The sequence below is a fragment of the Streptomyces sp. NPDC088194 genome, from assembly GCF_040702025.1.
Classification (GTDB): domain Bacteria; phylum Actinomycetota; class Actinomycetes; order Streptomycetales; family Streptomycetaceae; genus Actinacidiphila.
This window is the reverse complement of record NZ_JBFBIV010000020.1, coordinates 37,995-61,562: the sequence shown is the minus strand read 5'-3', so window position 1 is coordinate 61,562 and position 23,568 is coordinate 37,995. Positions and strand designations below refer to the sequence as shown.

15 protein-coding genes and 3 tRNA genes are annotated in these 23,568 nt (G+C 73.7%); 12 read left to right on the top strand and 6 right to left on the bottom strand.

The genetic code is table 11. The features are described from left to right. Positions 1 to 129: 129 nt before the first annotated feature. Together dnaG and AB0399_RS13640 are read left to right on the top strand one after the other, a co-directional pair. Positions 130 to 2,079, top strand: coding sequence for a DNA primase (gene dnaG, locus AB0399_RS13645; protein WP_366411390.1), 1,950 nt, complete (start codon positions 130 to 132; stop codon positions 2,077 to 2,079). A gap of 276 nt (positions 2,080 to 2,355) precedes the next feature. Then, complete coding sequence (locus tag AB0399_RS13640; protein WP_366411389.1) at positions 2,356 to 3,468, top strand: RNA polymerase sigma factor; 1,113 nt, start codon at positions 2,356 to 2,358, stop codon at positions 3,466 to 3,468. 195 nt (positions 3,469 to 3,663) lie between these two features. Here the strand turns inward: AB0399_RS13640 and AB0399_RS13635 are convergent, their stop codons facing one another. The 4 genes from AB0399_RS13635 to AB0399_RS13620 all read right to left on the bottom strand — a co-directional run bounded on the left by AB0399_RS13635 (position 3,664) and on the right by AB0399_RS13620 (position 9,635). Next, the gene (locus tag AB0399_RS13635) at positions 3,664 to 5,580 is read right to left on the bottom strand and encodes an ABC transporter ATP-binding protein (RefSeq protein WP_366411422.1); all 1,917 of its coding nucleotides are present in this window, start codon (positions 5,578 to 5,580) and stop codon (positions 3,664 to 3,666) included. Between the two features lie 62 nt (positions 5,581 to 5,642). After that, positions 5,643 to 7,379 carry an ABC transporter ATP-binding protein gene (locus tag AB0399_RS13630; protein ID WP_366411388.1) on the bottom strand — a complete coding sequence of 579 codons (1,737 nt, stop codon included), beginning with the start codon at positions 7,377 to 7,379 and terminating at the stop codon, positions 5,643 to 5,645. A gap of 288 nt (positions 7,380 to 7,667) precedes the next feature. Further along, complete coding sequence (locus tag AB0399_RS13625) at positions 7,668 to 9,116, bottom strand: FGGY family carbohydrate kinase (RefSeq protein WP_329369675.1); 1,449 nt, start codon at positions 9,114 to 9,116, stop codon at positions 7,668 to 7,670. A 222-nt stretch (positions 9,117 to 9,338) separates the two neighbouring features. Further along, positions 9,339 to 9,635, bottom strand: coding sequence for a YtxH domain-containing protein (locus AB0399_RS13620; protein WP_328463753.1), 297 nt, complete (start codon positions 9,633 to 9,635; stop codon positions 9,339 to 9,341). Between the two features lie 181 nt (positions 9,636 to 9,816). Between AB0399_RS13620 and AB0399_RS13615 the strand changes: the two genes are divergently transcribed. From AB0399_RS13615 to AB0399_RS13600, 4 genes are all read left to right on the top strand, one after another. Then, positions 9,817 to 9,889, top strand: a tRNA-Asn gene (locus tag AB0399_RS13615). 4 nt (positions 9,890 to 9,893) lie between these two features. Then, positions 9,894 to 9,966, top strand: a tRNA-Asn gene (locus AB0399_RS13610). Between the two features lie 166 nt (positions 9,967 to 10,132). Next, a tRNA-Ile gene (locus AB0399_RS13605) sits at positions 10,133 to 10,206 on the top strand. Positions 10,207 to 10,422: 216 nt separating this feature from the next. Further along, positions 10,423 to 11,118, top strand: coding sequence for an ABC transporter ATP-binding protein (locus AB0399_RS13600; RefSeq protein ID WP_366411387.1), 696 nt, complete (start codon positions 10,423 to 10,425; stop codon positions 11,116 to 11,118). A 156-nt stretch (positions 11,119 to 11,274) separates the two neighbouring features. Here AB0399_RS13600 and AB0399_RS13595 read toward each other — a convergent pair whose 3' ends face one another. Then, positions 11,275 to 12,150, bottom strand: coding sequence for an ABC transporter permease (locus AB0399_RS13595; RefSeq protein ID WP_366411386.1), 876 nt, complete (start codon positions 12,148 to 12,150; stop codon positions 11,275 to 11,277). Further along, entirely contained in the window at positions 12,147 to 13,265 is a 1,119-nt protein-coding gene (locus tag AB0399_RS13590; protein ID WP_366411385.1) for an ATP-binding cassette domain-containing protein, read from the bottom strand. The genes AB0399_RS13595 and AB0399_RS13590 overlap by 4 nt, the downstream gene beginning before the upstream one ends. A gap of 64 nt (positions 13,266 to 13,329) precedes the next feature. Between AB0399_RS13590 and AB0399_RS13585 the strand changes: the two genes are divergently transcribed. From AB0399_RS13585 to AB0399_RS13560, 6 genes are all read left to right on the top strand, one after another. Beyond that, a complete protein-coding gene (locus AB0399_RS13585) occupies positions 13,330 to 13,986 on the top strand; it encodes a TetR/AcrR family transcriptional regulator (RefSeq protein ID WP_366411384.1) in 657 nt (218 codons plus the stop codon). Between the two features lie 694 nt (positions 13,987 to 14,680). Then, positions 14,681 to 16,684, top strand: a complete 2,004-nt coding sequence (locus AB0399_RS13580) for a serine protease (RefSeq protein ID WP_366411383.1) — start codon at positions 14,681 to 14,683, stop codon at positions 16,682 to 16,684. Between the two features lie 47 nt (positions 16,685 to 16,731). Beyond that, positions 16,732 to 19,509 carry a tetratricopeptide repeat protein gene (locus tag AB0399_RS13575; protein ID WP_366411421.1) on the top strand — a complete coding sequence of 926 codons (2,778 nt, stop codon included), beginning with the start codon at positions 16,732 to 16,734 and terminating at the stop codon, positions 19,507 to 19,509. Positions 19,510 to 19,630: 121 nt separating this feature from the next. Beyond that, complete coding sequence (locus AB0399_RS13570) at positions 19,631 to 21,322, top strand: VWA domain-containing protein (protein WP_366411382.1); 1,692 nt, start codon at positions 19,631 to 19,633, stop codon at positions 21,320 to 21,322. Then, positions 21,319 to 22,257, top strand: a complete 939-nt coding sequence (locus AB0399_RS13565) for a hypothetical protein (RefSeq protein ID WP_366411381.1) — start codon at positions 21,319 to 21,321, stop codon at positions 22,255 to 22,257. The genes AB0399_RS13570 and AB0399_RS13565 overlap by 4 nt, the downstream gene beginning before the upstream one ends. After that, the gene (locus AB0399_RS13560; protein ID WP_366411380.1) at positions 22,254 to 23,552 is read left to right on the top strand and encodes an extracellular solute-binding protein; all 1,299 of its coding nucleotides are present in this window, start codon (positions 22,254 to 22,256) and stop codon (positions 23,550 to 23,552) included. The genes AB0399_RS13565 and AB0399_RS13560 overlap by 4 nt, the downstream gene beginning before the upstream one ends. The last annotated feature ends 16 nt before the right edge of the window (positions 23,553 to 23,568 follow it).

Here is a 23,568-nt window from a genome sequence, read left to right as displayed (position 1 = left end):
GCCTTCCCCCTCTTCCCCCCGGCCGCCTCCCCTCGGGCCGCACCACCCTCACGGCCCTCACGCCCCCCGGGTCGCCGCCCGGCCCGCCGCCCCGCCGAACCTGTCGCCCCCGGGCCGTAGACTGCCTCCGTGGCAGGAAGGATCAGGGACGACGACGTAAGGGCGGTACGCGACGCCGTCCCGATCGACGCCGTCGTCTCCGACTACCTCCAGCTCAAGAGCGCCGGTGGCGGCAACCTCAAGGGCCTTTGCCCCTTTCACGACGAGAAGTCCCCTTCCTTCCAGATCAGCCCGTCCAAGGGTCTTTACCACTGTTTCGGTTGCGGCGAGGGCGGGGACACCCTCGCGTTCGTGATGAAGGTCGACCACCTGTCCTTCACCGAGGCCGTGGAGCGGCTCGCCGCGCGGGCCGGGATCACGCTGCGGTACGAGGAGGGCAGCAGTGTCCCCGGGCGGCAGCAGGGCGAGCGCATCCGGCTGGTGGAGGCGCACCGCACGGCCGCCGCGTTCTACGTGGAGCAACTGGGCTCGGCCGAGGCGGAGATCGGGCGGAAGTTCCTCGCCGGGCGCGGCTTCGACCAGAGCGCGGCCGAGCACTTCGGGGTGGGATACGCACCGGCCGGCTGGGACCACCTGGTGCGCTACCTGCGCGGAAAGGGCTTCAGCGACAAGGAGTTGATCACCTCGGGGCTGGCCTCCGAGAGCCGCAGGGGCGGCGCGATCGACCGGTTCCGCGGCCGGCTGATCTGGCCGATCCGGGACATCACCGGCGAGGTGATCGGCTTCGGCGCGCGCAAACTGCGCGAGGACGACCAGGGCCCCAAGTACCTCAACACGCCCGAGACGCCGCTGTACCACAAGTCCCAGGTGCTGTACGGGATCGATCTCGCCAAGAAGGAGATCGCCAGGACCGGCCGCGCGGTCGTGGTCGAGGGCTACACCGACGTGATGGCCTGCCACCTCGCCGGCGTGACCACCGCGATCGCCACCTGCGGCACCGCGTTCGCCGGGGAGCACATCAAGATCCTGCGCCGGCTGCTGATGGACAACTCCACCTCGGAGGTGGTCTTCACCTTCGACGGCGACGACGCCGGGCAGAAGGCGGCGCTGCGCGCCTTCGAGGACGACCAGAAGTTCGCCGCCGAGACGTCGATCGCGATCACCCCGGGCGGCATGGACCCGTGCGAACTCCGGCTCGCCGAGGGCGATCCGGCGATCCAGCGGCTGATCGACGGCCGTACCCCGCTCTTCGCGTTCGCGCTGCGTTCGATCGTGGCCCGCTACAACCTCGACACCGACGAGGGCCGGGTCGCCGCCGTGGACGCCGCCGTGCCGGTGGTCGCCGCGATCAAGAACCAGGCGCTGCGCGACCGTTACGCGATCCGGCTGGTCGGGATGGCGGGGATCTCCACGCAGGCGGAGGAGCAGAGCATGATCCGCCGGGTGCGGGCGATGGCCCGCGCCCGCGCCGCGAGCGGCAACTCCGGCCCCGGGCCCGGCGCGGACTCCGGGCGCGGCGGTCCGGCCCGCGGCCCGTACCGCGGCGGCCCGTCCGGCCCCCAGGAGGGCGGCGACCGCCGGCCGCCGTCCGGCCCCCGGCTCGACCTGCGCAGCCCCGCCCACCGCGTGGAGCGCGAACTGCTCAAGCTCGCGCTCCAGTTCCCCGCCCTGGTCTCCCCGGCCTTCGACGCCTACGGCGAGGACGAGTTCACCGGGCCCCCGTACGCCGCGGTGCGCCGCGCCATCGCCGAGGCGGGCGGCGCGGAGTACGCCGACGGGGAGTATCTGCTGCGGGTGCGCGATGCCGCGCCCGACGACACCGTGCGCGGCATGGTCACCGAACTGGCCGTCGAACCGGTCATGCACAAGGTCCCCGAGATGTACGCCGGCGAGGTGCTGGTCCGGGTCCGGCTGCTCGCGGTGGACCGCCGGGTGGCGCAGGTCCACGCCACGGGGGCCCGCCTGGCCGCGCAGGGTGTCCCGTCCGACGCTCCCGAGGCCACCGCGGCCGCGAACGAACTGTGGGCCCTCCAGCAGTACGCCCAGCGGCTGCGCGTCAACGGAGCGGCGGCGCTCTAGGCGGCAGGCCGGGCGGCCTGGGCGGGCGCTTCACGGTGGCCCGTGCGGTGCTCGCGGCGGGTCGGTCGAGTGGGTCGGGCGGCGCTCGCGGCGGGTCGTTCGGGGCCGCCGCGGCCCGCCCGGGTACCCCGGTGACGGGCAAGTCATACGCGGTGACATGGCGTGAAAAAGGGCCCGCACGACCCTCGTGGCGGGCGGCGTGGTGGGTCACACTGGGGTCCCGGTGCCGAGCCCTCTTTTGAGCCCGACGACGCGCTCACCGCGGAGGTCGCTTCCGTGCGGACACACGCCCAGATCCAGATCACGCCCGACGTGCCGATACCTCCTGCCGTGGCCGAGGTGGTGGTGCGGGAACCCCCTGCGGAGGTTGCGGACGCCGCGGACGAGCCGCGGGTGCTGGAACCACCGGTGGAGGAACTGCGGGCGATCGAGTCCCCGCCGGACGAGCCGCGCATCCACCGCGTGGACACCTCCGCGGGGCCGTCCGCCGACCTCTTCCGCCAGTACCTGCGCGAGATCGGCCGTATCCCGCTGCTCACCGCCGCGGACGAGGTCGATCTGGCCCGGCGGGTGGAGGCGGGCCTGTTCGCGGAGGAACGGCTGGCCGCGTTCCCCGATCTGGACTCCCAACTCGCCTTCGACCTGGACCGGTTGGTGGTCCAGGGCCGGATGGCCAAGCGCCGGCTGATCGAGGCGAACCTGCGCCTGGTGGTGTCGGTGGCAAAACGTTACATCGGGCGCGGCCTGACCATGCTCGACCTGGTCCAGGAGGGCAACCTCGGCCTGATCCGCGCGGTCGAGAAGTTCGACTACGCCCGCGGCTACAAGTTCTCCACGTACGCGACCTGGTGGATTCGCCAGGCGATGTCCCGCGCGCTGGCCGACCAGGCCCGCACGATCCGGGTACCCGTGCACGTCGTGGAGCTGATCAACCGGGTGGTGCGGGTGCAGCGCCGGCTGCTCCAGGAACGCGGCTGCGAGCCGACCCTCGAGGAGGTCGCCGAGCAACTGGAGCTGACCCAGGAGCGGATCGGCGAGGTGCTGCGGCTGGCCCAGGAACCGGTCTCCCTGCACGCGCCGGTCGGCGAGGAGGACGATGTCGCCTTCGGCGACCTCATCGAGGACAGCGACGCCGCCTCCCCGGTGGAGTCCGCCGCTTTCCTCCTGCTGCGCGAACACCTCGAAGCGGTCCTGTCCACCCTCGGCGAGCGCGAACGCAAGGTCGTCCAACTCCGCTACGGCCTCACCGACGGCCGCCCCCGCACCCTTGAGGAGATCGGCGCCATCTTCGGCGTCACCCGCGAGCGCATCCGCCAGATCGAGTCCAAGACCCTGAGCAAGCTCCGCGACCACACCTTCGCGGAACAACTCCGCGGCTACCTCGACTGAGCGGGCCGAGGCGGGAGCGCCCCGCGACCACTTCCCGCTGACGCGCCGGCGTGGTGGCGTGGTGGCGTGGTGGCGGAGCGTGGAGTTCTGCCGTCAGGCTTCTCGTGCGGTGGGTGCGGGGTACGACACATCCAAGAACTGGTCGCCGCCCGCCCGCCCCCTCGCGGAGCCAACCGCCAGGGGGCGAGCCCGTGTTCAGTCGACCTCGGCCACGGCCTGCGCGAACTGCGCCGAGTACAGGCGCGCGTACGCCCCCTCCTTGGCGAGCAACTCGTCGTGGGTGCCCTGTTCGACGATCGACCCCGACTCCATGACGAGGATGACGTCGGCGTCGCGGATCGTGGACAGCCGGTGCGCGATGACGAAACTGGTCCGCCCGTGGCTGAGCTTGGCCATCGCGCGCTGGATCAGCACCTCGGTGCGGGTGTCGACGGAACTGGTCGCCTCGTCCAGCACCAGGATCACCGGGTCGGAGAGGAACGCCCGGGCGATCGTGATGAGTTGCTTCTCGCCCGCGCTGACCCCGGTGCCCTCGTCGTCGATGACCGTGTCGTAGCCCTCGGGGAGGGTGCGGATGAAGCGGTCGGCGTGCGCGGCCTTCGCCGCCTCCTCGATCTGCTCGCGGGTGGCGCCCTCGTGGCCGTAGCCGATGTTCTCCGCGATGGACCCTCCGAACAGCCAGGTGTCCTGGAGCACCATGCCTATCGAGGAGCGCAGGTCCTCCCGGGACATCGCGGCGATGTCCGTGCCGTCCAGGGTGATCCGGCCACCGGAGACCTCGTAGAACCGCATCAGCAGGTTCACCAGGGTGGTCTTGCCCGCGCCGGTCGGCCCGACGATCGCCACGGTGTTCCCGGGCTCCACCTTCAGCGACAGGTCGTCGATCAGCGGCTTGTCCGGCAGGTAGCGGAAGTCGACCTTCTCCAGCGCCACCCGGCCGCGCAGCTCCTGCGGGCGGGCCGGGTGCTGCGGCTCGTCGGACTGCTCCTCGGCGTCGAGGAGTTCGAAGACCCGCTCGGCCGAGGCCACCCCGGACTGGATCAGGTTCGACATGCTCGCGACCTGCGTGAGCGGCTGGCTGAACTGCCGCGAGTACTGGATGAACGCCTGCACGTCGCCGACCGACAGCGTGCCGGACGCGACCCGCAGCCCGCCGATCACCGCCACCAGCACGTAGTTGAGGTTGCCGATGAACATCATCAGCGGCTGGATGGTGCCCGAGATGAACTGCGCCCGGAAACCGGACCGGAACAGCGCCTCGTTCTCCTTCTCGAAGACCTCCGCGGACTCCTGCGCCCGGCCGAAGACCTTCACCAGCGAGTGCCCGGTGTACATCTCCTCGATGTGCGCGTTCAGCGTGCCGGTGGTCTTCCACTGCTGCACGAACTGCGGCTGCGCCCGCTTGCCGACCTGGGTGGCCACCAGCAGCGTCACCGGCACGGTGACCAGCGCGACCAGGGCCAGCAGCCAGGAGATCCAGAACATCATCGCCAGCACGCCGATGATGGTCAGCAGCGAGTTCACCAGCTGGCCCATGGTCTGCTGCATGGTCTGGCCGATGTTGTCGATGTCGTTGGTGACGCGGCTGAGCACCTCGCCGCGCGGCTGCTGGTCGAAGTACGACAGCGGCAGCCGGGACAGCTTGTCCTCGACGTCGCGGCGCAGCCGGTACACCGCGCGGTTGATCACCTTCGTCGCGGTGCGCATCTGCAGCACGCTGAGCACGGCCGCGCCGAGGTACACGCACAGCGCGATCAGCAGCACGCCGCCGATCGCACCGAAGTCCATGCCCTTGCCGGGGGTGAAGTCGATGCCCGACATCAGGTCCGCGACCTTGCCGTTGCCGTGCGCGCGCAGCGTGTCCAGCACCTGCTGCTTGCTGGCGCCGTGCGTCTGCCGGCCGATCACCCCGGCGAAGATCAGGTCGGTGGCGTGGCCGAGGATGCGCGGGCCGGTCACCGTCAGCGCGACGCTGGCGGTGCCGAGGGCCAGCACCAGGTACATCCATATCCGGTCCGGCCGCATCAGCCGGATCAGCCGCTTCAGCGAGCCCTTGAAGTCCATGGACCGCTCGATCGGGCCGCCGCCCATGAACCGGCCCGGCCCCGCCATCGGCGCCGGCCCGCGCCGCGTGGGCGCCTTCTTCAGCGGGTCCCCGCCCGCGCTCTCGCCGCTCACGCCGCCGCCTCCTGCTCGGTGAGCTGGGACAACACGATCTCCCGGTAGGTCTCGTTGTCCTGCATCAGCTCGGTGTGGGTGCCCGTGCCGACCACCCGGCCCTCGTCGAGGACGATGATGCGGTCCGCGTCGCGGATCGTGGAGACCCGCTGGGCGACGATCACGACGGTGGCCTCGGCGGTCTCCTCCGCGAGCGCGCGGCGCAGCGCCGCGTCGGTGGCGTAGTCGAGCGCGGAGAAGGAGTCGTCGAAGAGGTAGATCTCGGGGCGGCGCACCAGGCAGCGGGCGATCGCCAGCCGCTGCCGCTGGCCACCGGAGACGTTGCTGCCGCCCTGGGCGATCGGCGCCTCCAGCTCGCCGTCGAGCTTGCGGACGAAGTCCTCGGCCTGCGCGACCTTCAGCGCGTGCCACAGCTCCTCGTCGGTGGCGTCCGGCTTGCCGTAGCGCAGGTTGCTGGCGACGGTGCCGGAGAACAGGTACGGCTTCTGCGGCACCAGGCCGACGGTCTCGGCGAGCAGCGCGGGATCGACCTGGGCGACGTCCTCGCCGTCGACCAGCACCCGGCCGGCGGTCGCGTCGTACAGCCGCGGGATCAGGCCGAGCAGGGTGGACTTGCCGCTGCCGGTGGAGCCGATCACGGCGGTGGTCTGGCCGGGCCGGGCCTCCAGGTCGACCTCGCGCAGCACGGCCACCTCGGCGCCCGGGTAGGCGAAGGTGGCGCCGCGCAGTTCGAGGTGGCCGTGCCGGCGCAGGGAGGTGATCGGCGCGGTCGGCGGGACCACGCTGGAGTCGGTGCCGAGCACCTCCTCGATCCGCTCGGCGCAGACCTCGGCGCGCGGCACCATCATGAACATGAAGGTGGCCATCATCACCGACATCAGGATCTGCATCAGGTAGCTGAGGAACGCGGTGAGCGCGCCGATCTGCATCCCGCCGCTGTCGATCCGGTGCGCGCCGAACCACAGCACGGCCACGCTGGAGATGTTCACGATCGCCATCACGGTCGGGAACATCAGCGCCATCAGCCGCCCGGTGGACAGCGACACCGCGGTCAGCTCGTCGTTGGCGGCGCCGAACCGGCGCTGCTCGTAGCCGTCCTTGACGAACGCGCGGATCACGCGGATACCGGTGATCTGCTCGCGCAGCACCCGGTTCACCGAGTCGACGCGCTTCTGCATGGTGCGGAAGAGCGGGCGCATCCTGCGGACGATCAGGCTCACCGAGACACCGAGCACCGGCACCACCACGAGCAGCAGCGCCGACAGCGGGACGTCCTGGCCGAGCGCCATGATGATGCCGCCGACGCACATGATCGGCGCGGCCACCATGAGCGTGAAGCTCATCAGCACCAGCATCTGGACCTGCTGGACGTCGTTGGTGGTCCGGGTGATCAGCGACGGCGCCCCGAACTGGCCGACCTCGCGGGCGGAGAAGCTCTGCACCTGCGTGAAGACGGACCTGCGGATGTCGCGGCCGACGGCCATCGCGGTGCGCGCGCCGTAGAAGACCGCGCCGATCGCGCACGCCATCTGCACGACGGTCACACCGAGCATGACCCCGCCCAGCCCGACGATGTAGCCGGTGTCACCCTTGACCACGCCGTTGTCGATGATGTCGGCGTTGAGGGTCGGCAGGTAGAGGGCACCGATCGTGGAGAGCAGCTGGAGCAGCACCAGTACCGCGATGGGGCGTTTGTACGGTCGCAGGTGGGACCGTAGGAGTCGGATCAGCACAATCGGGTTCCTCGGGTTGCCTCGGGCAGGGCACGGGCTGGGACGCTGACCGTAAGGACGCGGCGGCCGCCCGGAGGGTTGAGCGACGGATCAACCTATCCTCCGGCATGGCGGCGGCGCACCGGGATAACCCGGATTTTGCCGATCCGGTCCGGGCCGTACGGTCCGGACCGGGCAGCACGGTCCCGTCCGGGCGTTACGGTGCGGGGGCCGGTCCGGGTGGCCCGCCCGCATGGCCCTTCGCGGGCCCCCGTCCTTCGCCCCCAGCCCCCCGGCCCCGCCCCCGGGTCAGCGCAGCGCGTCGAAGGCGCCCGGGTGCGTGTGCTCGCGTACCGACGTGTACTGCTGGCGGACCGCGGTGCCCACGGCCGCGTCGTCACCCGGCTCGAACCGCCGGGCGCCCGCCGGCTCCCACTCCGGCGCCTCGCCCTGGGCCTGCGACCCGAGCACCGCGCCGAGCGACCAGGCGGCCTGCCGGGCGGCCCCCAGCGCGGCGTACTCCCCGGCCTGCGGCACCACCACCTCGGCGCCGAACAGCGGCGGGGCGATCCGCTGTACGGCGGGCAGTTCGGCCGCCGCGCCCAGCAGGAACACCCGGCGCACCTCGACGCCCTTGCCGCGCAGCACGTCCAGCGCGTCGGTCAGCGCGCACAGCATCCCCTCGAACGCGGCCCGCGCCAGGTGCTCCGGCTTCATCGAGTCGCGCCGCAGCCCGCTGAGCGTGCCCGCGGTGTGCGGCAGGTCGGGGGTGCGCTCGCCCTCCAGGTAAGGCAGCAGCACCAGCCCGTACGCACCCGGCGTGGAGGTCAGCGCCAGCTCGGACAGGCCCGGCAGGTCGGTGCCGAGCAGTTCCGCGGTGCCGCGCAGGGTGCGGACCGCGTTGCGGACCTGGAGCAGCGGCAGGTGGCGGCCGGTCGCGTCGGCGTACGAGGTGATGGTGCCGGTCGGGTCCTTCAGCGCCTCGTGGTGCACCGCGAAGACGGTGCCGGCCGCGCCGAGCGAGACCACCGCGTCGCCGGGGCCCAGGCCCAGGCCGAGCGCGGCGGCCATGGTGTCGCCGGTGCCGGCCGAGATCAGCAGGCCCTCGGGGGTCTGCCCGGCGGGCTCGGCGGGGGCGAGCACCTCCGGCAGCCGGACGCTGTGGCCGAGGGCGCGCTCCACCAGGTCGGGGCGGTACTCGCCGGTGGCCGCGGACCAGTAGCCGGTGCAGGACACGTCGCCGCGGTCGGTCGTACGGCGCTCGGGGCGGCCCAGCAACTGCCAGACCAGCCAGTCGTGCGGGAGCATCACCTCGGAGACGCGCTTGGCGGCGGCCGGTTCGTGCTGGGCCAGCCAGCGCAGCTTCGCCACCGGGTGCGACGCCTGCGGCACCGCGCCGACCGCCTCGGCCCAGCCGGCCGGGCCGCCCAGCTCGTCCACCAGGTCCGCGGCCTGCACCTGGGCCCGCTTGTCGCCGCGCAGCAGCGCCGGGCGCACCATCACGCCGCCGGCGTCCAGCGCCAGCATGCCGTGCTGCTGCCCGGCGATGCCGATCGCCTGCACGCCCTCCAGCACCCCGCCGGTCGCCGCCTCGCCCAGCGACAGCAGCCACGCCTGCGGGTCGATCTCGGTGGGCTTCTCGCCGTCGTCGAGGGGATGCGGGGCGTGGCCCTGCCGCACCACGGCCCCGGTGTCCGTGTCGCACACGACGATGGTGGTGCCTGTGGTCGAGCTGTCTATACCGGCGACTTTCCCCATGCGCCGATGATGCCGTACGGCGGGCCCGGCGCGCGCCCCTCCCGGGGATCACGAATGGGGACGGATGCCCGCGGGGGCGGCAGAGCGGACGGGTCCGCACACGTCCGGGTACGGACGTGCGCGCAGTGACGTTCACCCGGAGGCGTGCACGGACATGCGGGCGCGCGGGGCCCGGGCCGGGTACGGCCGGGCGCCCGCGCGACGGGACGGGGGTGCGGCGGGTCAGGTGTTCGAGGTGCCCCAGTCGCTGTCGGGCGCGTTGCCGTTGCGGCCCGCGCGCATCTTTCCGGCCAGGGCGTCGGGCATCCGGTCGCCGACCTTCGCCGTCACCGTCTCCTTCGCCTTGCCCGCGGCGGTACGGCCCTGCTGCATCGCGGACTCCGCGGTGTTCCGCACCGCCGGGTTCTGCGCGAGCTTCCGGGCGGCCTCCCGGATCTGCTCGTACCGCTCCCGCCCGGCACGCGCGCCGAGCACGAAACCGACCAGGGCTCCGGTGATGAACGTCAGCCGGTAGCGCATGGCTCCACCCTTCCTAACTCCGGTTCTGCCGGACCTGTGGCGCGCCTACCCTGCGTCGCCGGGGGCAACCCCGTGCAAGCAGTTGGCGGAGCACCCCCCTGCTTGCGCTAATGTATGTGTCGCACCGAGAGCGCGCCTTCCGGGAGGACCCTGGGGGGTGCATTCGGTGCATGTAGCGCGATCCCCTGTAGCTCAATTGGCAGAGCAGCCGGCTGTTAACCGGCAGGTTACTGGTTCGAGTCCAGTCGGGGGAGCTGATCCCCTGTAGCTCAATTGGCAGAGCAGCCGGCTGTTAACCGGCAGGTTACTGGTTCGAGTCCAGTCGGGGGAGCGCGGAATCAGGACCCTTCGGGGTCCTTTTTCGTCCCCCGGGCCGCTGTCCCGCCCTCACCTCCGGTCGCGTCGCGTCCACCTGACGACGCGTCCGTACACCCGCGAGGGCGACAGATCGTATGAGCGGCTATGCTGCGGCAGACGGCGCGCACGGCACGCCGCACGGGGCGGTAGCTCAGCCGGTTAGAGCAGCGGACTCATAATCCGTCGGTCGTGGGTTCGAGTCCCACCCGCCCCACCCTGCCGGCCTTCCCCGCCACCCGGACCCACCTGCGGAAACCGCTCTGCCGAGCCTTCCCGCGGCGGCCTTCGCGGGACCCTCGAACGGCCGATGAGCCCGGGGTGGGCCCGGGAGTCTCGCTTCCTCCGATCGGACGAGTCCGCGGGGACGGGCCGGGCGGCGCGGTTCGGGGCGTCGGTGGCGAGGTTCCGTTCGACGGGGTCCGGGTCGGCGGTGCCTGGGTCGACGGGGTCCGGGCTGACCGCCACGGCGGCCGCCGCGGGAGCGGAGCGGCTGATCGGCATCCTCGACGCGCAGCCGTCCGTGAAGGACCCCGCGGCCTCCGCACCCGATGGCGCCGGCCCCACCGCCACCCTGCGCACCGGCGGCGCGACGGTCACGCCGTATCCCACTGCCGCCTCCCGCATCGGCCGACTCGACCCGCGCGGAGTCCACTTCGGCTGTCCCGGCGCCGGCAAGTCCACGCTGCTCGCGCTGCTGATGCGCTTCTCCTACGACCCGGACGCGGGGCCGATCCGGCTGGACGGCGCCGACCTCGGGGACCTGCCGCTCCACCGGCTGCGGCAGACGGTCACGCTGCTGCCGCAGCGCACCCGCATCCTCAGCGGCAGCGTCCGGGAGAACATCGTCTGCGGCCGGCCGGGCGCGACCGACGAGAGATCCGGCGGGCCGCCCGTACGGCAGGGGTGCACGGATTCGTCACCGCGCTCGACGACGGCCGCTTCACCCGGCTGTCCGGCGGCTCCTGCGCATCGCGGTCGCCCGCGCCCTCGTGCGCGACACGCCCGTCCTCGTCCTCGACGAGCCGACCACCGCACTCGACTCGCGGGCGGCCCACGACCTCCTCCCCGCGCTGCCTGGCCTGTCCGCCGGCCGCACCATCGTCATCGTCCGTCAGCCACGACGTGAGCCTCGCCGCCCGGGCCGACCGCGTGCTGGTCCTCGACGAAGGACAACTCGCCGAATCCGGCACCCGCACCCAACTGCTCGCCCGGGGCGGCCGCCAGGCGGGCCTCCACGCCTGAGCGCCGCTGCCGCGGGTCCGGGCGGGTCCCAGGCGGTCGCTCACCTCTGCTTGCTGTACAGGCGCAGGGCGATCGGGGCGCAGACGAGCGCGAGGGCGGCGGTGGCGGTCAGGGACCAGGCGACCGCGCCGGCGGTGTGGCCGGTGTCGTTCATCAGGTCGCGGGCCGCGGTGGCGACGTGGCTGAGCGGGTTGACGCGGACGACGGCCTGGAGCCAGCCGGGCATGGTGCGGGGCTGGACGAAGATGTTGCTGGCGAACGAGAGCGGCATGAGGACGGCGTTGGCGATGCTGATGACCACGGCCGGGTCGCGGACGAGCAGGGCGACCGCGGCCCACAGCAGGGACAGCGACAGTCCGAAGGCGACGACGAGGGCGACGGCGGCGAGCACGCCCGGCACGCCGCCGTCGGCGCGGTAGCCCATGGCCAGGCCGAGGCCCACCACGATGGCGGAGGCGAACAGGTAGCGGGCGGCGTCGCTGAGCAGGCCGCCGAGCACGAAGGCGCCGCTCCAGATCGGCAGGCCGCGGAAGCGGTCGAAGGCGCCGCTGCGCACGTCCTGGGCGAGGCGGCCGCCGCCGTACATGGTGACGATGGCGATGCTCATGCTGAGCACCCCGGGCAGCAGGATCGTGAGGTAGTCGCCGGTCGAGCCGCTGATCGCGCCGCCGAACAGGTAGGTGAACAGCACGGTGAACAGGATCGGGATGGCGGCCGAGTCCACGAGCTGCTTGGGGTCGTGCTTGATCTTGAGCAGGGCGCGCCGGCCGAAGGTGGCCGAGGCGGTGAGCGCGGAGGCGCGGCGGGCGGAGCGTCCGGCGGCGAGCAGGGCGTCGATCGGGTCGGCCGGTGCGGGGGTGGGGCGGGCGGAGGCGGAGGTGGCAGCGGAGGAGGCCGAGGCGGCGGAAGTGCTCATACGGTCGGGTCCTTGCGGTCGTCGGCGGTGGCCGGTCCGGCCGGGTGGCCGGTCAGCGCGAGGAACGCCTCGTCGAGGCTGGGCCGGCCGAGGGAGAGGTCGGCGACGCCCACGCCGGCGTCGGCGAGCCGGGTCATGGCGCGCCCGACCAGCCGGCCCATGTCCCGTGCCCCGTCCGTGCTTTGCGCGCCCGGGGTCCCGTTCACGCCTCGCGCTTCGGCCGTGCCCTGCGCGTCCTGGCTGCCCTGCGGGTCCGGCCGGGTGGTGAGCGATACGGACAGGGCGAGCGGGTCGGCGGCGAGCCGGATCGTGCCCTCCAGGCTGCCGGCCAGGATGTCGCGGGCCTTCGGACGCTGCTCGCCGTCGAGGAGCCGCAGGTGCAACGTGCCCGAGCCGACCCGGGACTTGAGCTGGGCGCTGGTGCCTTCGGCCACGATCCGGCCGTTGTCGATGACCGCGATCCGCTCGGCGAGCTGGTCGGCCTCTTCGAGGTACTGGGTGGTGAGCAGCACCGTGGTGCCGGCCGCGGCGACGTGGCGGACCAGCTCCCACACCTGGTTGCGGCTGCGCGGGTCGAGACCGGTGGTCGGCTCGTCGAGGAAGAGCAGGTCGGGGGTGACGACCAGGCTGGCGCCTATGTCGAGCCGGCGGCGCATGCCGCCCGAGTAGCCGCCGACCGGCCGCCCGGCCGCCCCGGTCAGGTCGAACGCGGCGAGCAGGTCGTCGGCGCGCCGCCTGGCGGCGGCCCGGGTCAGGCCGTGTAACCGGCCCAGGACCAGCAGGTTCTCGTATCCGGTCAGGTCCTCGTCGAGGGAGGCGAACTGGCCGGTCACCGCCACCCGGGCGCGGATCGCGTCGGCCTCGGTCACCACGTCGTGGCCGAGGACGCGGGCGGTGCCGGCCGAGGGGCGGGTCAGCGTGGCGAGGATACGGATCGTGGTGGTCTTGCCGGCGCCGTTGGGGCCGAGGAACCCGAACACCTGGCCGCGCCGGATCGTGAGGTCGATCCCGTCCAACGCCCGGCTCTCGCCGTAGACCTTGACCAGGCCGCGTGCCTCGATCGCCGGATGGTCGTCTCCGCTCCCGGGTGCTCCACTCCAGCTTTTCTTTGACATGCCGTAAGAGTTGGCTAACTCTGTCGGCTTGTCAAGGTTACGGTCGGGCGCATATCGTCGCGGCATGGCCGACCCGCACGACCCGCACGACACCCCCGCACCGCACGACGTCCCCGCCCCGTACGACACCCCCGCACTGCCGCCGCCGTCACGGCGCCGCCGGGCCGACGCCCGGCGCAGCATCGACGCGATCCTCAACGCGACCCGGGTGGTGCTCGGCGAGCGGCCCGACGCGAGCATGGAGGACATCGCCGCGGCGGCCGGCGTCACCCGCCAGACCGTCTACGCGCACTTCTCCTCGCGGGAGGTCCTGGTCGCGGCTCTCGTCGAGGTCGCGTCCGCCGAGTTCGCCGCGCTGCTCGACGAGGCCGCTCTCGACACCGCCCCGCCCGCCGACGCGCTGACCCGGTACCTCGACGCCGGCTGGCGGTTCCTCGACCGCTACCCCCTCCTGCTGCACTCCGCCACGGCCCAGATCCCGCGGCCCGCCCACGACCCCCACGACTTCGTGCCCCCGCGGCTCGCCCGGCTCGTCCGACGCGGCCAGTACGCGGGCGACTTCGACCCGGCGCTGCCCGCGGACTGGCTCGCCGCCGCCATCCTCGGGCTCCAGCACACCGCCGTGGACCAGGTCGCGGCCGGGCTGCTGACCAACGACAAGGCGGCGGAGCTGTGTGCGGAGAGCGCGCTGCGCCTCTGCGGCGGCCAGGCACAGCCGTAGCCCCATTGGTAGCCGTGCCGTGGCCGTGCCGTAGCCGTAACGGCGCGGGCCGGCTGTCACGCCTCCTCGGCCCACCAGGACCCGGACCGGGACCAGGACCCGGACCCGGGACAGGCCGGGGTGCGCCGAGGCTCCGCCGCGTGTCCGCTCGGGCAAAGGGAGTTGCGCCCTGGGCCGATCCGTTTGCGCCCGTGGCCACGGTCAGGGTCTGTGTCCTGCCGGCCTCAGGGGTCCGCGGCTGCACCGGCTGGGGCGGCACCCGTCTCCTCAGCGAGGCGCCGAACCCGCCCGGTTCGCTCCTGACGCCCGGCGCGACGACCGGCCCTGCCGGCACCGTCGGCGGAACGTGAGGCCGAGGCCCACGCACGGGGGCCGCGTACCGGGGCCCGGTACGCGGAAAGTGCCCGCCACCTGGACCGGCGCGACCCGAAGGTTCGTCGTCCCAGCGCGGAGGGCACTTTTCGCGTGCACGGCGGGCGGCGATCAGCAGGAGAGGTTGCCGATCGGTGCGGTGATTCGGTGCGTGGACGGGTGTGGAGATCGGTGCGGGGTGGGCGTGGGGATCGGTTCGGCGGAGCCTCGACGCCGGACGGCGCCCATGCCCGGGCTCCGCGCGCCTGGCTCCACGCGGTCACGGGTGATCGTCCGTCCAACCGGGCGGACATGATGGGGCGTCAGGCGTAGAGTGCCTGATATGGAAGCCGAAGGGGGAATCGGCGGCCGGAGCTCCTGGGCGGCGCCGTCGTGGGCGGTACGTATCCGGCGGGGCGATGGGACGATCGCGGGGGCCGGAGTGCTGGTCGACCCGGAATGGGTACTGACGCACGCGGGGGCGGTCGCCGAAGGAGAGCGCGTCACCGCGGAGTTGGTCGGCGCCGGCGGGGTCTCGCTGCACGCGGTCGCGGACCAGGTGTGCGCGGCCGAGGCGGGCGGGGTGGCGCTGCTGCGGCTGGACGGGTCCGGCCCGGCGGGCGCGGCCGGTTCGCTGCGCCGGCTGTCCGTGCCGCACCGCAGGGTGCGGATGTACGGCTTCCCGGCCGCCGACGGCACCGGGCGGTGGATGGCCGCGGCCACGGAAGCCGTGGCGAGCGGCACCGACGGGCGGGTCCGGCTGGCGCCGGCCGGTCCGGGCGCGGCGGGCTTCGGCGGCGCCGGGGTCACCGACGCCGCCACCGGCGACATCGTCGGCGTGGCGCTGCCCGGAAACGTGAACGGCGACCGCGCGGGCCCGTATCTGAGCCCGGCCGAGACCGTCGTACGCCACCTGCCGCGCGCCCGCGGCTGGACCCGCGGATGGGCCGCCGTCGACGAGCGGCTGGACGTGCTCGGCCGCGAACGGGGCATGTTCGACCCGCACTTCGCGCAGCGGCTGGCGGAGTGGTTCCGCGGTGACCGCCCGAGGTCCGTGCCGCGCCCGCCGGGCGCGCCGCATGCGCCGGGCGTGCCGGTCCGGCCCGGTCCGGCCCGCACCCGACGGCGTACCGGCGACGGCAGCCAGGTCAAGATCAGCCAGGTCCGCGCCGACCACCCGGTGCGGGTGACCACGCTCTGCCGTGCCCTCCGGCTCGCCGACCGCGAACTGCCCGGCCCGGCCGCCGGCGACGCGGAGACCGACCCGCCGCCCGGTGGCCTCGACCTGGCGCTGAGCGCGTCCGGCCGCAGCACCCTGTGGATCGCCGAGCGGGTCGCCGACCGGCTCGGCGTGCTCCCGGAGGGCCGGGAGGACATCGACGACACGGGCATCGACGCGATCGTCCGGCGCATCCTCGCCGCCTCGACCACCCTCACCCTCGTCCTGGTCGGGGTCGACGAGGCGCCCGACCCCGACGGGCTGCTCGACCTGCTCGCCCGACTGCGCGTGCACGGCGACCGCATGCTGCTGGTCTTCCGCCGCGACGGGGCCCATGTCGCCCGCGCGGAGAGCCAGTTGGTGATCGAGCCGAGCCAGCAACGGCAGGCGCGGCTGGTGGGGATGCTCACCGAGATCACCGGCCCGCTCGCCGACGCGCTGCACGAGCGGATGGCCGAGGTGCGCGCCGACTGCGACCGGGCGCTGGACGCGCTGGTCAAGGCGCACGCGGTACGGACCACCATGGCGGGCACGGTCGGCGTGGCGGCCGGACGCGGCGGGCACCCGGACCTCGCCCGGTTCGAGCGGGTGGCGGTCCGGGCCGAGCGGCGGATCAGGGAGGCCGTCGAGCGCCTCGACCCGCTGATCGAGCGCCGCGCGGAGCTGATCGGACGCCTCGACTCGTACCAGGTGCTCCACCAAACGGCTTTGGACAGCGAGGACTTGGCCGCGGAGGACCGTTACCAGGCCGCCTACGAACTGCTGCACGCCCGGCCCTGCGACCTGGCCGCAGCGGAGGTCGCGATGCGCGAGTACGCCGGCTTCATCGAGCGATGGAGCAGCAGGCACCCGCAACGGCGGGGGCCGTCGGGCCCGGGGGCGGACGGGCAGCCGGGGAGCGGGGACGGTGCGGGGGAGGGGGCGGAGGTGCACCACGTTGCGTCGCCGAACCGTCGTGCGGAGCCGAACCACGAGGTGGAGCCGAACCACGGTGCCGGGCCGAACCACGGTGCCGCGCCGAACCACGGTGCCGGGCCGTACCGCGCCGCCGGACCCCGCCACGCTTCCGAGCGCGGCCAAGTCCCTTTACGTGAACCGGATCAGGAGGGAGGCGAGCCCCGACCGTGACCGACCCGCCCGTGCGCTGCCCGCGCCCCGGATGCGACGGCACCCTCATGTCCACCGGCTTCTGCGACACCTGCTCCCGGATGCCGCCCGCGGCGGCCCCTCGTGGCGTCACCTCCGTATCCCCACCGAGGACCGCGCCCGCGCCTGCCCCCACCCCTCCGCTTGCCCCCGCACCCGCGCCCCCGTCCCCGCCGACGCCCACCCCTGCGCCTGCTCCCGCGGCCACACCCGCGGCCACACCCGCCCGTGAAGGAGCCGGTCCCGGACCGGACCGGCCCCGCACGCCCGGGCCCCGTACCGGCGCGGACAGCTCGGCGGACTTACCCGACGGCGAGTCCGGCCGTACCGACAGCCGCCGCGAGCGCGCCCGCCGGCAGCGCGCCACGCGCCGTACCGCCGACCGCGACCGTGACCGTGACCGCGACCGCGACCGCCAGGGTGACCGCGGCCGTTCCGCCGAGGACGCCGCGTCCCGGCCCGGCCTCGCACCGGCCCCCGCCGTCCCCAACTTCGACACGTTGGACAGCGACGGCCTCGTCCCGCTCCCCGACATCCCCGCGCCGCCGCTCGCCAGCATCGCCCGCGCCCCCAGCCCGCCGCCGGTCGGCGGCCGGCCCTGCGGCATCCCGGAGTGCCCCGGCACCATCGGGCTGGCGTACGACGGCGGGCCGCCACCCGACCACGGCTACTGCCCCGAGTGCGGCACGCCGTACTCCTTCCGCCCGCAACTGCGCGTCGGCGACGAGATCGGCGAGGCGAGCCGGCAGACGTACCGCGTGCTCGGCTATCTCTCGCCGGGCGGCACGAGCTGGGTGTACCTCGCCGAGGACACCGAGCTGAAGGACCTGCGGGTGGTGCTCAAGGCCCAGATCAACAACAGCGACGCGATCGCCCGCCTGCGCGCGGTCGAGGAGATGCGCTCGCTCGCCTCGCTGCACCACCGGGACGTGGTCGGCGTCATCTCCTCGCGCAAGCACCTCGCGCCGGGCGAGGAGGAGCCCACCGACTACATCGTGATGGAGTACGTCGCCGGGCGCCCGCTGAACCTGCTGCTGAGGTCGAACCCGGACGAGCTGGAGGAGCTGTTCGGCGAGCCGTTCGCCCTCGACCACGTGGTGACGTACGGCTGCAAGATCCTCGGCGCCCTGGAGTACCTGCACGACCAGGGGCTGCTCTACTGCGACATGAAGCCCGCGAACGTCATCCACTACGGCCGGCAGATCAAGTTGATCGACCTCGGTGCGGTGCGCCGCAAGGACGACCGCGCCACCCGGCTGTCGTACACCCGCAACTACGCCCCGCCGTCAAGGGAGTTGAGCCAGCGCGGGTTCCATGTCGACAGCGACCTGTTCACGGTCGGCCGCACCCTGAACGAGCTGTACGACAAGGCGGTGCCGGCCGCCGGGCTCGCCGAGCGCTCCTTCGACCGGCTGATCGCCCGCGCCACGCACGACGACCCGGCCGCCCGCTTCACCTCGGCGGCGCAGATGTCCCGGCAGCTGTGGGAGGTGCTGCGGGAGCACCGCGCGCTGAGCCGGCACGAGCGGCACCCCGAGCGCTCCACCCGGTTCGAACCGACCGCGGTGCTCTTCGGCGCGGTGCTCGGCGAGGCCCCGGGCACCGGCTACTGGACGGGGCGGGGCGGGCGGACCGGGCGGACCGGGCAAGCCGGGCAGGCCGGGCAGGCCGTCGGGACCGCACCGGAGCTGGAGTTCGGCGCGCCCGGCCCGAAGGAGGTGGCCCGCGCGCTGCCGGTGCCGATCCCCGACCCGGACGACGGCGCCGTGGTCTTCCTCGGCCGGTTGGGCGCGGCGGTGCCCGAGCGTGTCGCGGAGCGGGTGCTGCACGATCCGCCGCTGCGTACGGTCGAGGTGGCGCTGTGGCTGTGCCGCGGCTATCTGTGGCGCGGCGGCGAGGAGGCGGCCGAACAGGCCGCGGCGTGGCTGGCCGAGGCGGAGCGGCTGATGGGCCCGGACGCCGCGGCCTACGACTGGCGGCTCGCCTGGCACCGCGGCCTGCGCGACCTGATGAACGACCAAGTGCACACGGCACAGGGCTACTTCGAGGCCGTCTACGACATCGTGCCCGGCGAGTGGGCGCCCAAGCTCGCGCTCGGCTACTGCGCCGAGCGCCTGCGCGACCCCGAGCAGGACGTCAGCCGCTACTACGAGGCGGTCTGGGAACGCGACCGCACCCAGGGCAGCGCCGCGTTCGGCCTGGCCCGCGGCCACCTGCGCGCCGGGCACCGTACGGCGGCGGTCCGGGTGCTGGGCGAGGTCCCCTCCACCTCACGGCATTACGACACCGCGCGGATCGCGATGATCCGGGTGCTCACCGGGCGGCTGCCGGGCGCCGACCCCACCGCGGCCGACCTGCGCGACGCCGCCGACCGGATCGCCGAACAGCCCTCCGGCGCGGCCAAGAAGCGGCTGGTCGCGGAGGTGCGGGAGCAGGAGTACGCGCGACGGCTGGCGGCGGCGACGTCGCCGGGCGGACCCGAGGAGGCAGCGCACAGCCGAGGCGCCACTCCCGTCGGCCAACCCGAGCAAGCAGAAGGGGTGTTGACGCGACTACGCGGTCGGCTCGCCCGCCTGCCGGTGCTCGGCGCCCACCGGCCGCCGACCGGTCCCGACGGCGCCTGGCTCGACCGGCCGTTCCCCGCGCTGCCGCCCGGCGAACTCTTCGAGGGCGCGGCCGACGGACGCCGGCTGGCCACGCTGCTGCACGAGTCGCTGCACGACCTGGCCGACCAGGGGCACGACGCGGCCGAGCGCGGCGACCTTCTCGACCGGGCCTACGCGGTCCGTCCGGAGAGCAGGTTCTGACGGCACCGGCGGCGGACCCGTGCCGGCCACGGGCCCTCCGACCGACCTATCTACCCACCTACCGAGCGACCGACCTACCGAGGCGACCGACCGAGCGAGCGGTGAGGAGCAGCAGGCAGCAGTGGACACTCACGGGAGCACGAGCGGGGACGCGGGCGCGTACGGTGACGGGCCCGGCTCCGGGCCGCCGGTCCCGCCCAACGGGCCTGGCGCGGAAGCGGGTTCGGGCCCGCCGCCGTACCAGGGCCAGGACCAGGACCAGGACCAGGACCAACGCCAGGACCAGGGCGCCGCGCACCGCCAGGACGCGGCCGGCCCCGCCGTCGGGCTCGGGATCAGCCAGCGCATGTACCTCCCGGCCGGAGCCGGCGCGCAGGATCTGCACGCCATCCTGACCGTGCACGTCGACGGCATCGACGAGGCCGCGGCCACGGGCGCCGCCGCGGGCGCCGACGGGCCGCCGCTCGCCGAAGTCCTCGTCGTGGACTGCTCGGTCTCGATGAACGTGCCGGAGAAGAAGATCCACGCGGCCCGGCAGGCCGCCGTCACCGCGCTGAAGGCGCTGCCGGACGGCACCCCGTTCGCGATCGTCAAGGGCACCCACCACGCGGTGACCGTCTACCCGCCCTCCGGACCGATGCGCCCGGCCTCCGCGGCGACCCGGGCCGAAGCGGCGCTCGCGGTGTACGCCATGCAGGCCGGCGGCGGCACCTGCGTCGGCAACTGGCTCGACCTGGCAGGCACGTTGCTCGCCGAGCAGTCCGCGCCGATCCCGCACGTGCTGATGCTCACCGACGGCCGGAACGAGCACGACGACCGCAACCCGCTCGCCGCGGTGCTCGACACCTGGCAGGGCCGCTTCCTGTGCGACGCCTGGGGCATCGGCAAGGACTGGGACGCGCAGGTGCTGGTGGACGTCACCACGCGGTTGCACGGCAGCGCGGACGCGGTGCACGACGAGTCCGAACTGCCGTCCGCCTACGCGGCGTTGGTCGAGCGGCTGCTGGCCAAGCCGCTACCGGAGCTGGAGATCCGGGTGACTCCCTCACCCGGCAGCCGGCTGCGCTACCTGCGCCAGATGTTCCCCAACGAGCTGATCCTGCCGCAGACGGCGACCGAGACCGCGACCGGTGCCGCGGTCGCCTTCACCACCCGCGCCTGGGGCAACGAGGTGCGCAGGTACCAGCTGTGCCTGACGGTCGATCCGGAGGGGCGGGCGCTGGACGAGGACCTTCAGGCGGCGGTCGTGGAGGTGGTGGCGCCCGGCAGCCGGTTCCGGCCGGCGGGCGGACACCCGCCAGGGCCGGGCGAGTTGCGGCTGCCACCGGCCAAGCCGTGCCGGGTGCGGTGGACCGACGACCCGGTGCCGGCGCTGACCGGCAACGAGGAGGACGAGCACTTCGAGAAGCACCGGCGGCTGGGCGACACCGCCGGGCGGGCCGCCGAGGCGTTCCGCGTCGGGCAGCGCGAAGCCGCGGTCCGGCTGCTCGGGATCGCGGTCATGCTCGCCCACGAGCTGAACGCCCATCGCCAACTGGCCGAACTCCAGCGGATCGTGGAGATCCGCGACCCGGCCAACGGGAACGTGGTGCTGCGCGAGGGCGTGACCCGGGACGCGTTCGAGCACCTGATCACCGCGAGCACCCACACCACGCACGGCCCCACCTCCGACGGCCTGCCCGGCGGGGACCTCCAGGTGCGGCCCGTGGCCGGGCTGGTCGGCTGCCCGAAGTGCCGGGCCCCGATCCCGTCGAACGCCAAGTTCTGCCCGCACTGCCGGCACCGCCTCACGCCGAGAGTCGAGGCGCCATGAGCACCACCTCGCGCGAACTGTGGCACCGGCTCTGGCTGTTGACGGCCCTGATCACGGTCACCACGCTGGCCCTGCTCGGCTCCTACGCCGGGGTGCACAGCGACGCGGTGCCGCTGGCGTCGTCCACCGCGTCCGGCGTGCTCGACGTGGACACCGCGAAGGACGCGCTGCTCCAGGCCAAGTCCGACGCGGAACAGGACGCGGCCTCCGACGCGGCAGGCACCAGCAGCTTCTCCACCCAGGTCGCGGTCGCCAACCAGATCCTCACCTCGGCCGCGGCCGAGGACGTCACCGGGCCGAGCGGCCGGCTGACCCTCAAGACGGTCACCGGCCTGATCTCGGCGTACTCGTACTGGATCGGGCTCGCCGGACAGGTCCCGAGGGACTCGCCGCTGCACGACGGCTACATGCACGACGCGGCCAACGTGCTGGGCGCGCCCGGTGACGCGGTGACCGGTGCGTCGCTGATGAGCCGGCTCAACGCGCTCCAGCAGGCGCAACTCGCGGTGGCGCGCCGGCAGGCGTCGTTCGGGTGGCCGCTGGTGCTGGGCTGGTGCCTGTCGGCGGTGCTGGTCGTCGCGCTGACCGCCGCGCTGGTGGAGGCGCACCGCTTTCACCGGGCCCGGTTCCGGCGCCGCTGGAACCGTCAACTCGGCGCGGCCGGCGGCCTGCTGGTGTGCGGTGCGGTGGTCCTCGCGGCCTTCACCTGGCAGACCCACACCGGCCTGTTCCATGCCCGCAGGCTGCTGGAGCGGCCGCACGCGGGCGGGCAGATCAGCACCGCGGGGGCGGAAGTCGCCCGGCGGATGGCGGACACCGGCTTCCGCGCCGCGGCGGCCGGCTGGATAGTGGCCGGGGGAGTGGCACTGATGGTTCTGGTCGTGTGGGCACTGGTGCCGCGGATCAACGAGTACCGCGTCAAGGCGTCCCGATGAGGCGGCCGGACGCGCGGGGATACGGCGTCATCGGCCTGTGCCTGGTGGTGGTCGCCGTGGTGGGTGTCGTGGTGGTGCGGGCGGTCGGCGGGAACGGCTCGGTGACGCTGCTGGCGAACTGGAGCGGGGGTGACGAGACGCTCTTCCGGCAGCAGGTGATCCAGCCGTTCGAGGCCGAGGAGCACATCCACGTGCTCTACCAGGGCAGTTCGGCCGAGAGCCAGGTGCTCGACGCCGACGCCGAGGCCGGCGCGCCGCCCGACATCGCGGTGCTGCCCGGCCCCGGCGAACTCGCCGACTACGCGTCCAAGGGCCAACTCGCCTCGCTGGACGGCCTGATCGACGGCAAGGACTTCAACGCGCCCTGGGCGCGCAAGGTCGACGGCCCCCCGGGCGAGGGCGCGCACTACTACTGGCTGCCGATCAAGACCGACCTGAAGAGCGCGGTGTGGTACCCGAAGGGCATGACGGCCGCACAGCGCACCGCGGCCGCGGCCGCCCCCGGCTCCTGGTGCCTGGGCATGGTCTCCGGCGCCACCTCCGGCTGGCCCGCCACCGACTGGATCGAGGACATCCTGCTCCAGCAGGCCGGTCCCGCCGTCTACCAGCAGTGGGCCGGCGGGCGCCTGCGGTGGACGGACGCGCGCGTCGCACGGGCCTGGCGGACCTGGGGCGACATGGTCGGCGCCGGCCAGGCCGCGTACGTCCGGCCCGCGGTGACGCGCCCCTACGACGTGGTCTCCCGCACCGCGGCCGGCGGGGGCGCCGCGTGCACCCTGGAGCACCAGTCGTCGTTCATACGGGCCGACGCGGGCTGGGCGAACAGCGCGGACCCCAAGCGCTCCGACGCGGACTTCGTGCACTCCGCGGACCTCATCCCCGGGTCGGACAGCGCCCAGGACGCCTGGGAGGTCTCCGGCGACCTCGCCGCGATGCTGCACGACACCCCGCAGGCACGGAAGTTGATCAGCTACCTGGCGCGGCCCGAGGTCCAGCAGAAGTGGAGCCTGTCGCAGTCCGCGTTCTCCGCCGACCGCGCGGTGCGGACCTCCGCCTACGGCGCCGACCCGGTCAGCCTCGCTGCGGCCAGGACCCTCGACTCGCCCGGCACCGTACGCTGCTACGACGCCTCCGACGCGATGCCCGCGGTGATGCGGGACGCCTTCGAACTCGCCGCGCTGCGCTACCTGGCCGAACCCGCCTCGCTGGAGCACCAGTTGACGATCCTGGATGGGGTGCGGAAGCGGCGGACCATGGTCTGGCTGCCGAAGGTCTGCGGCAGCGGCACCGGTTGACGTATCGACGCCTCAA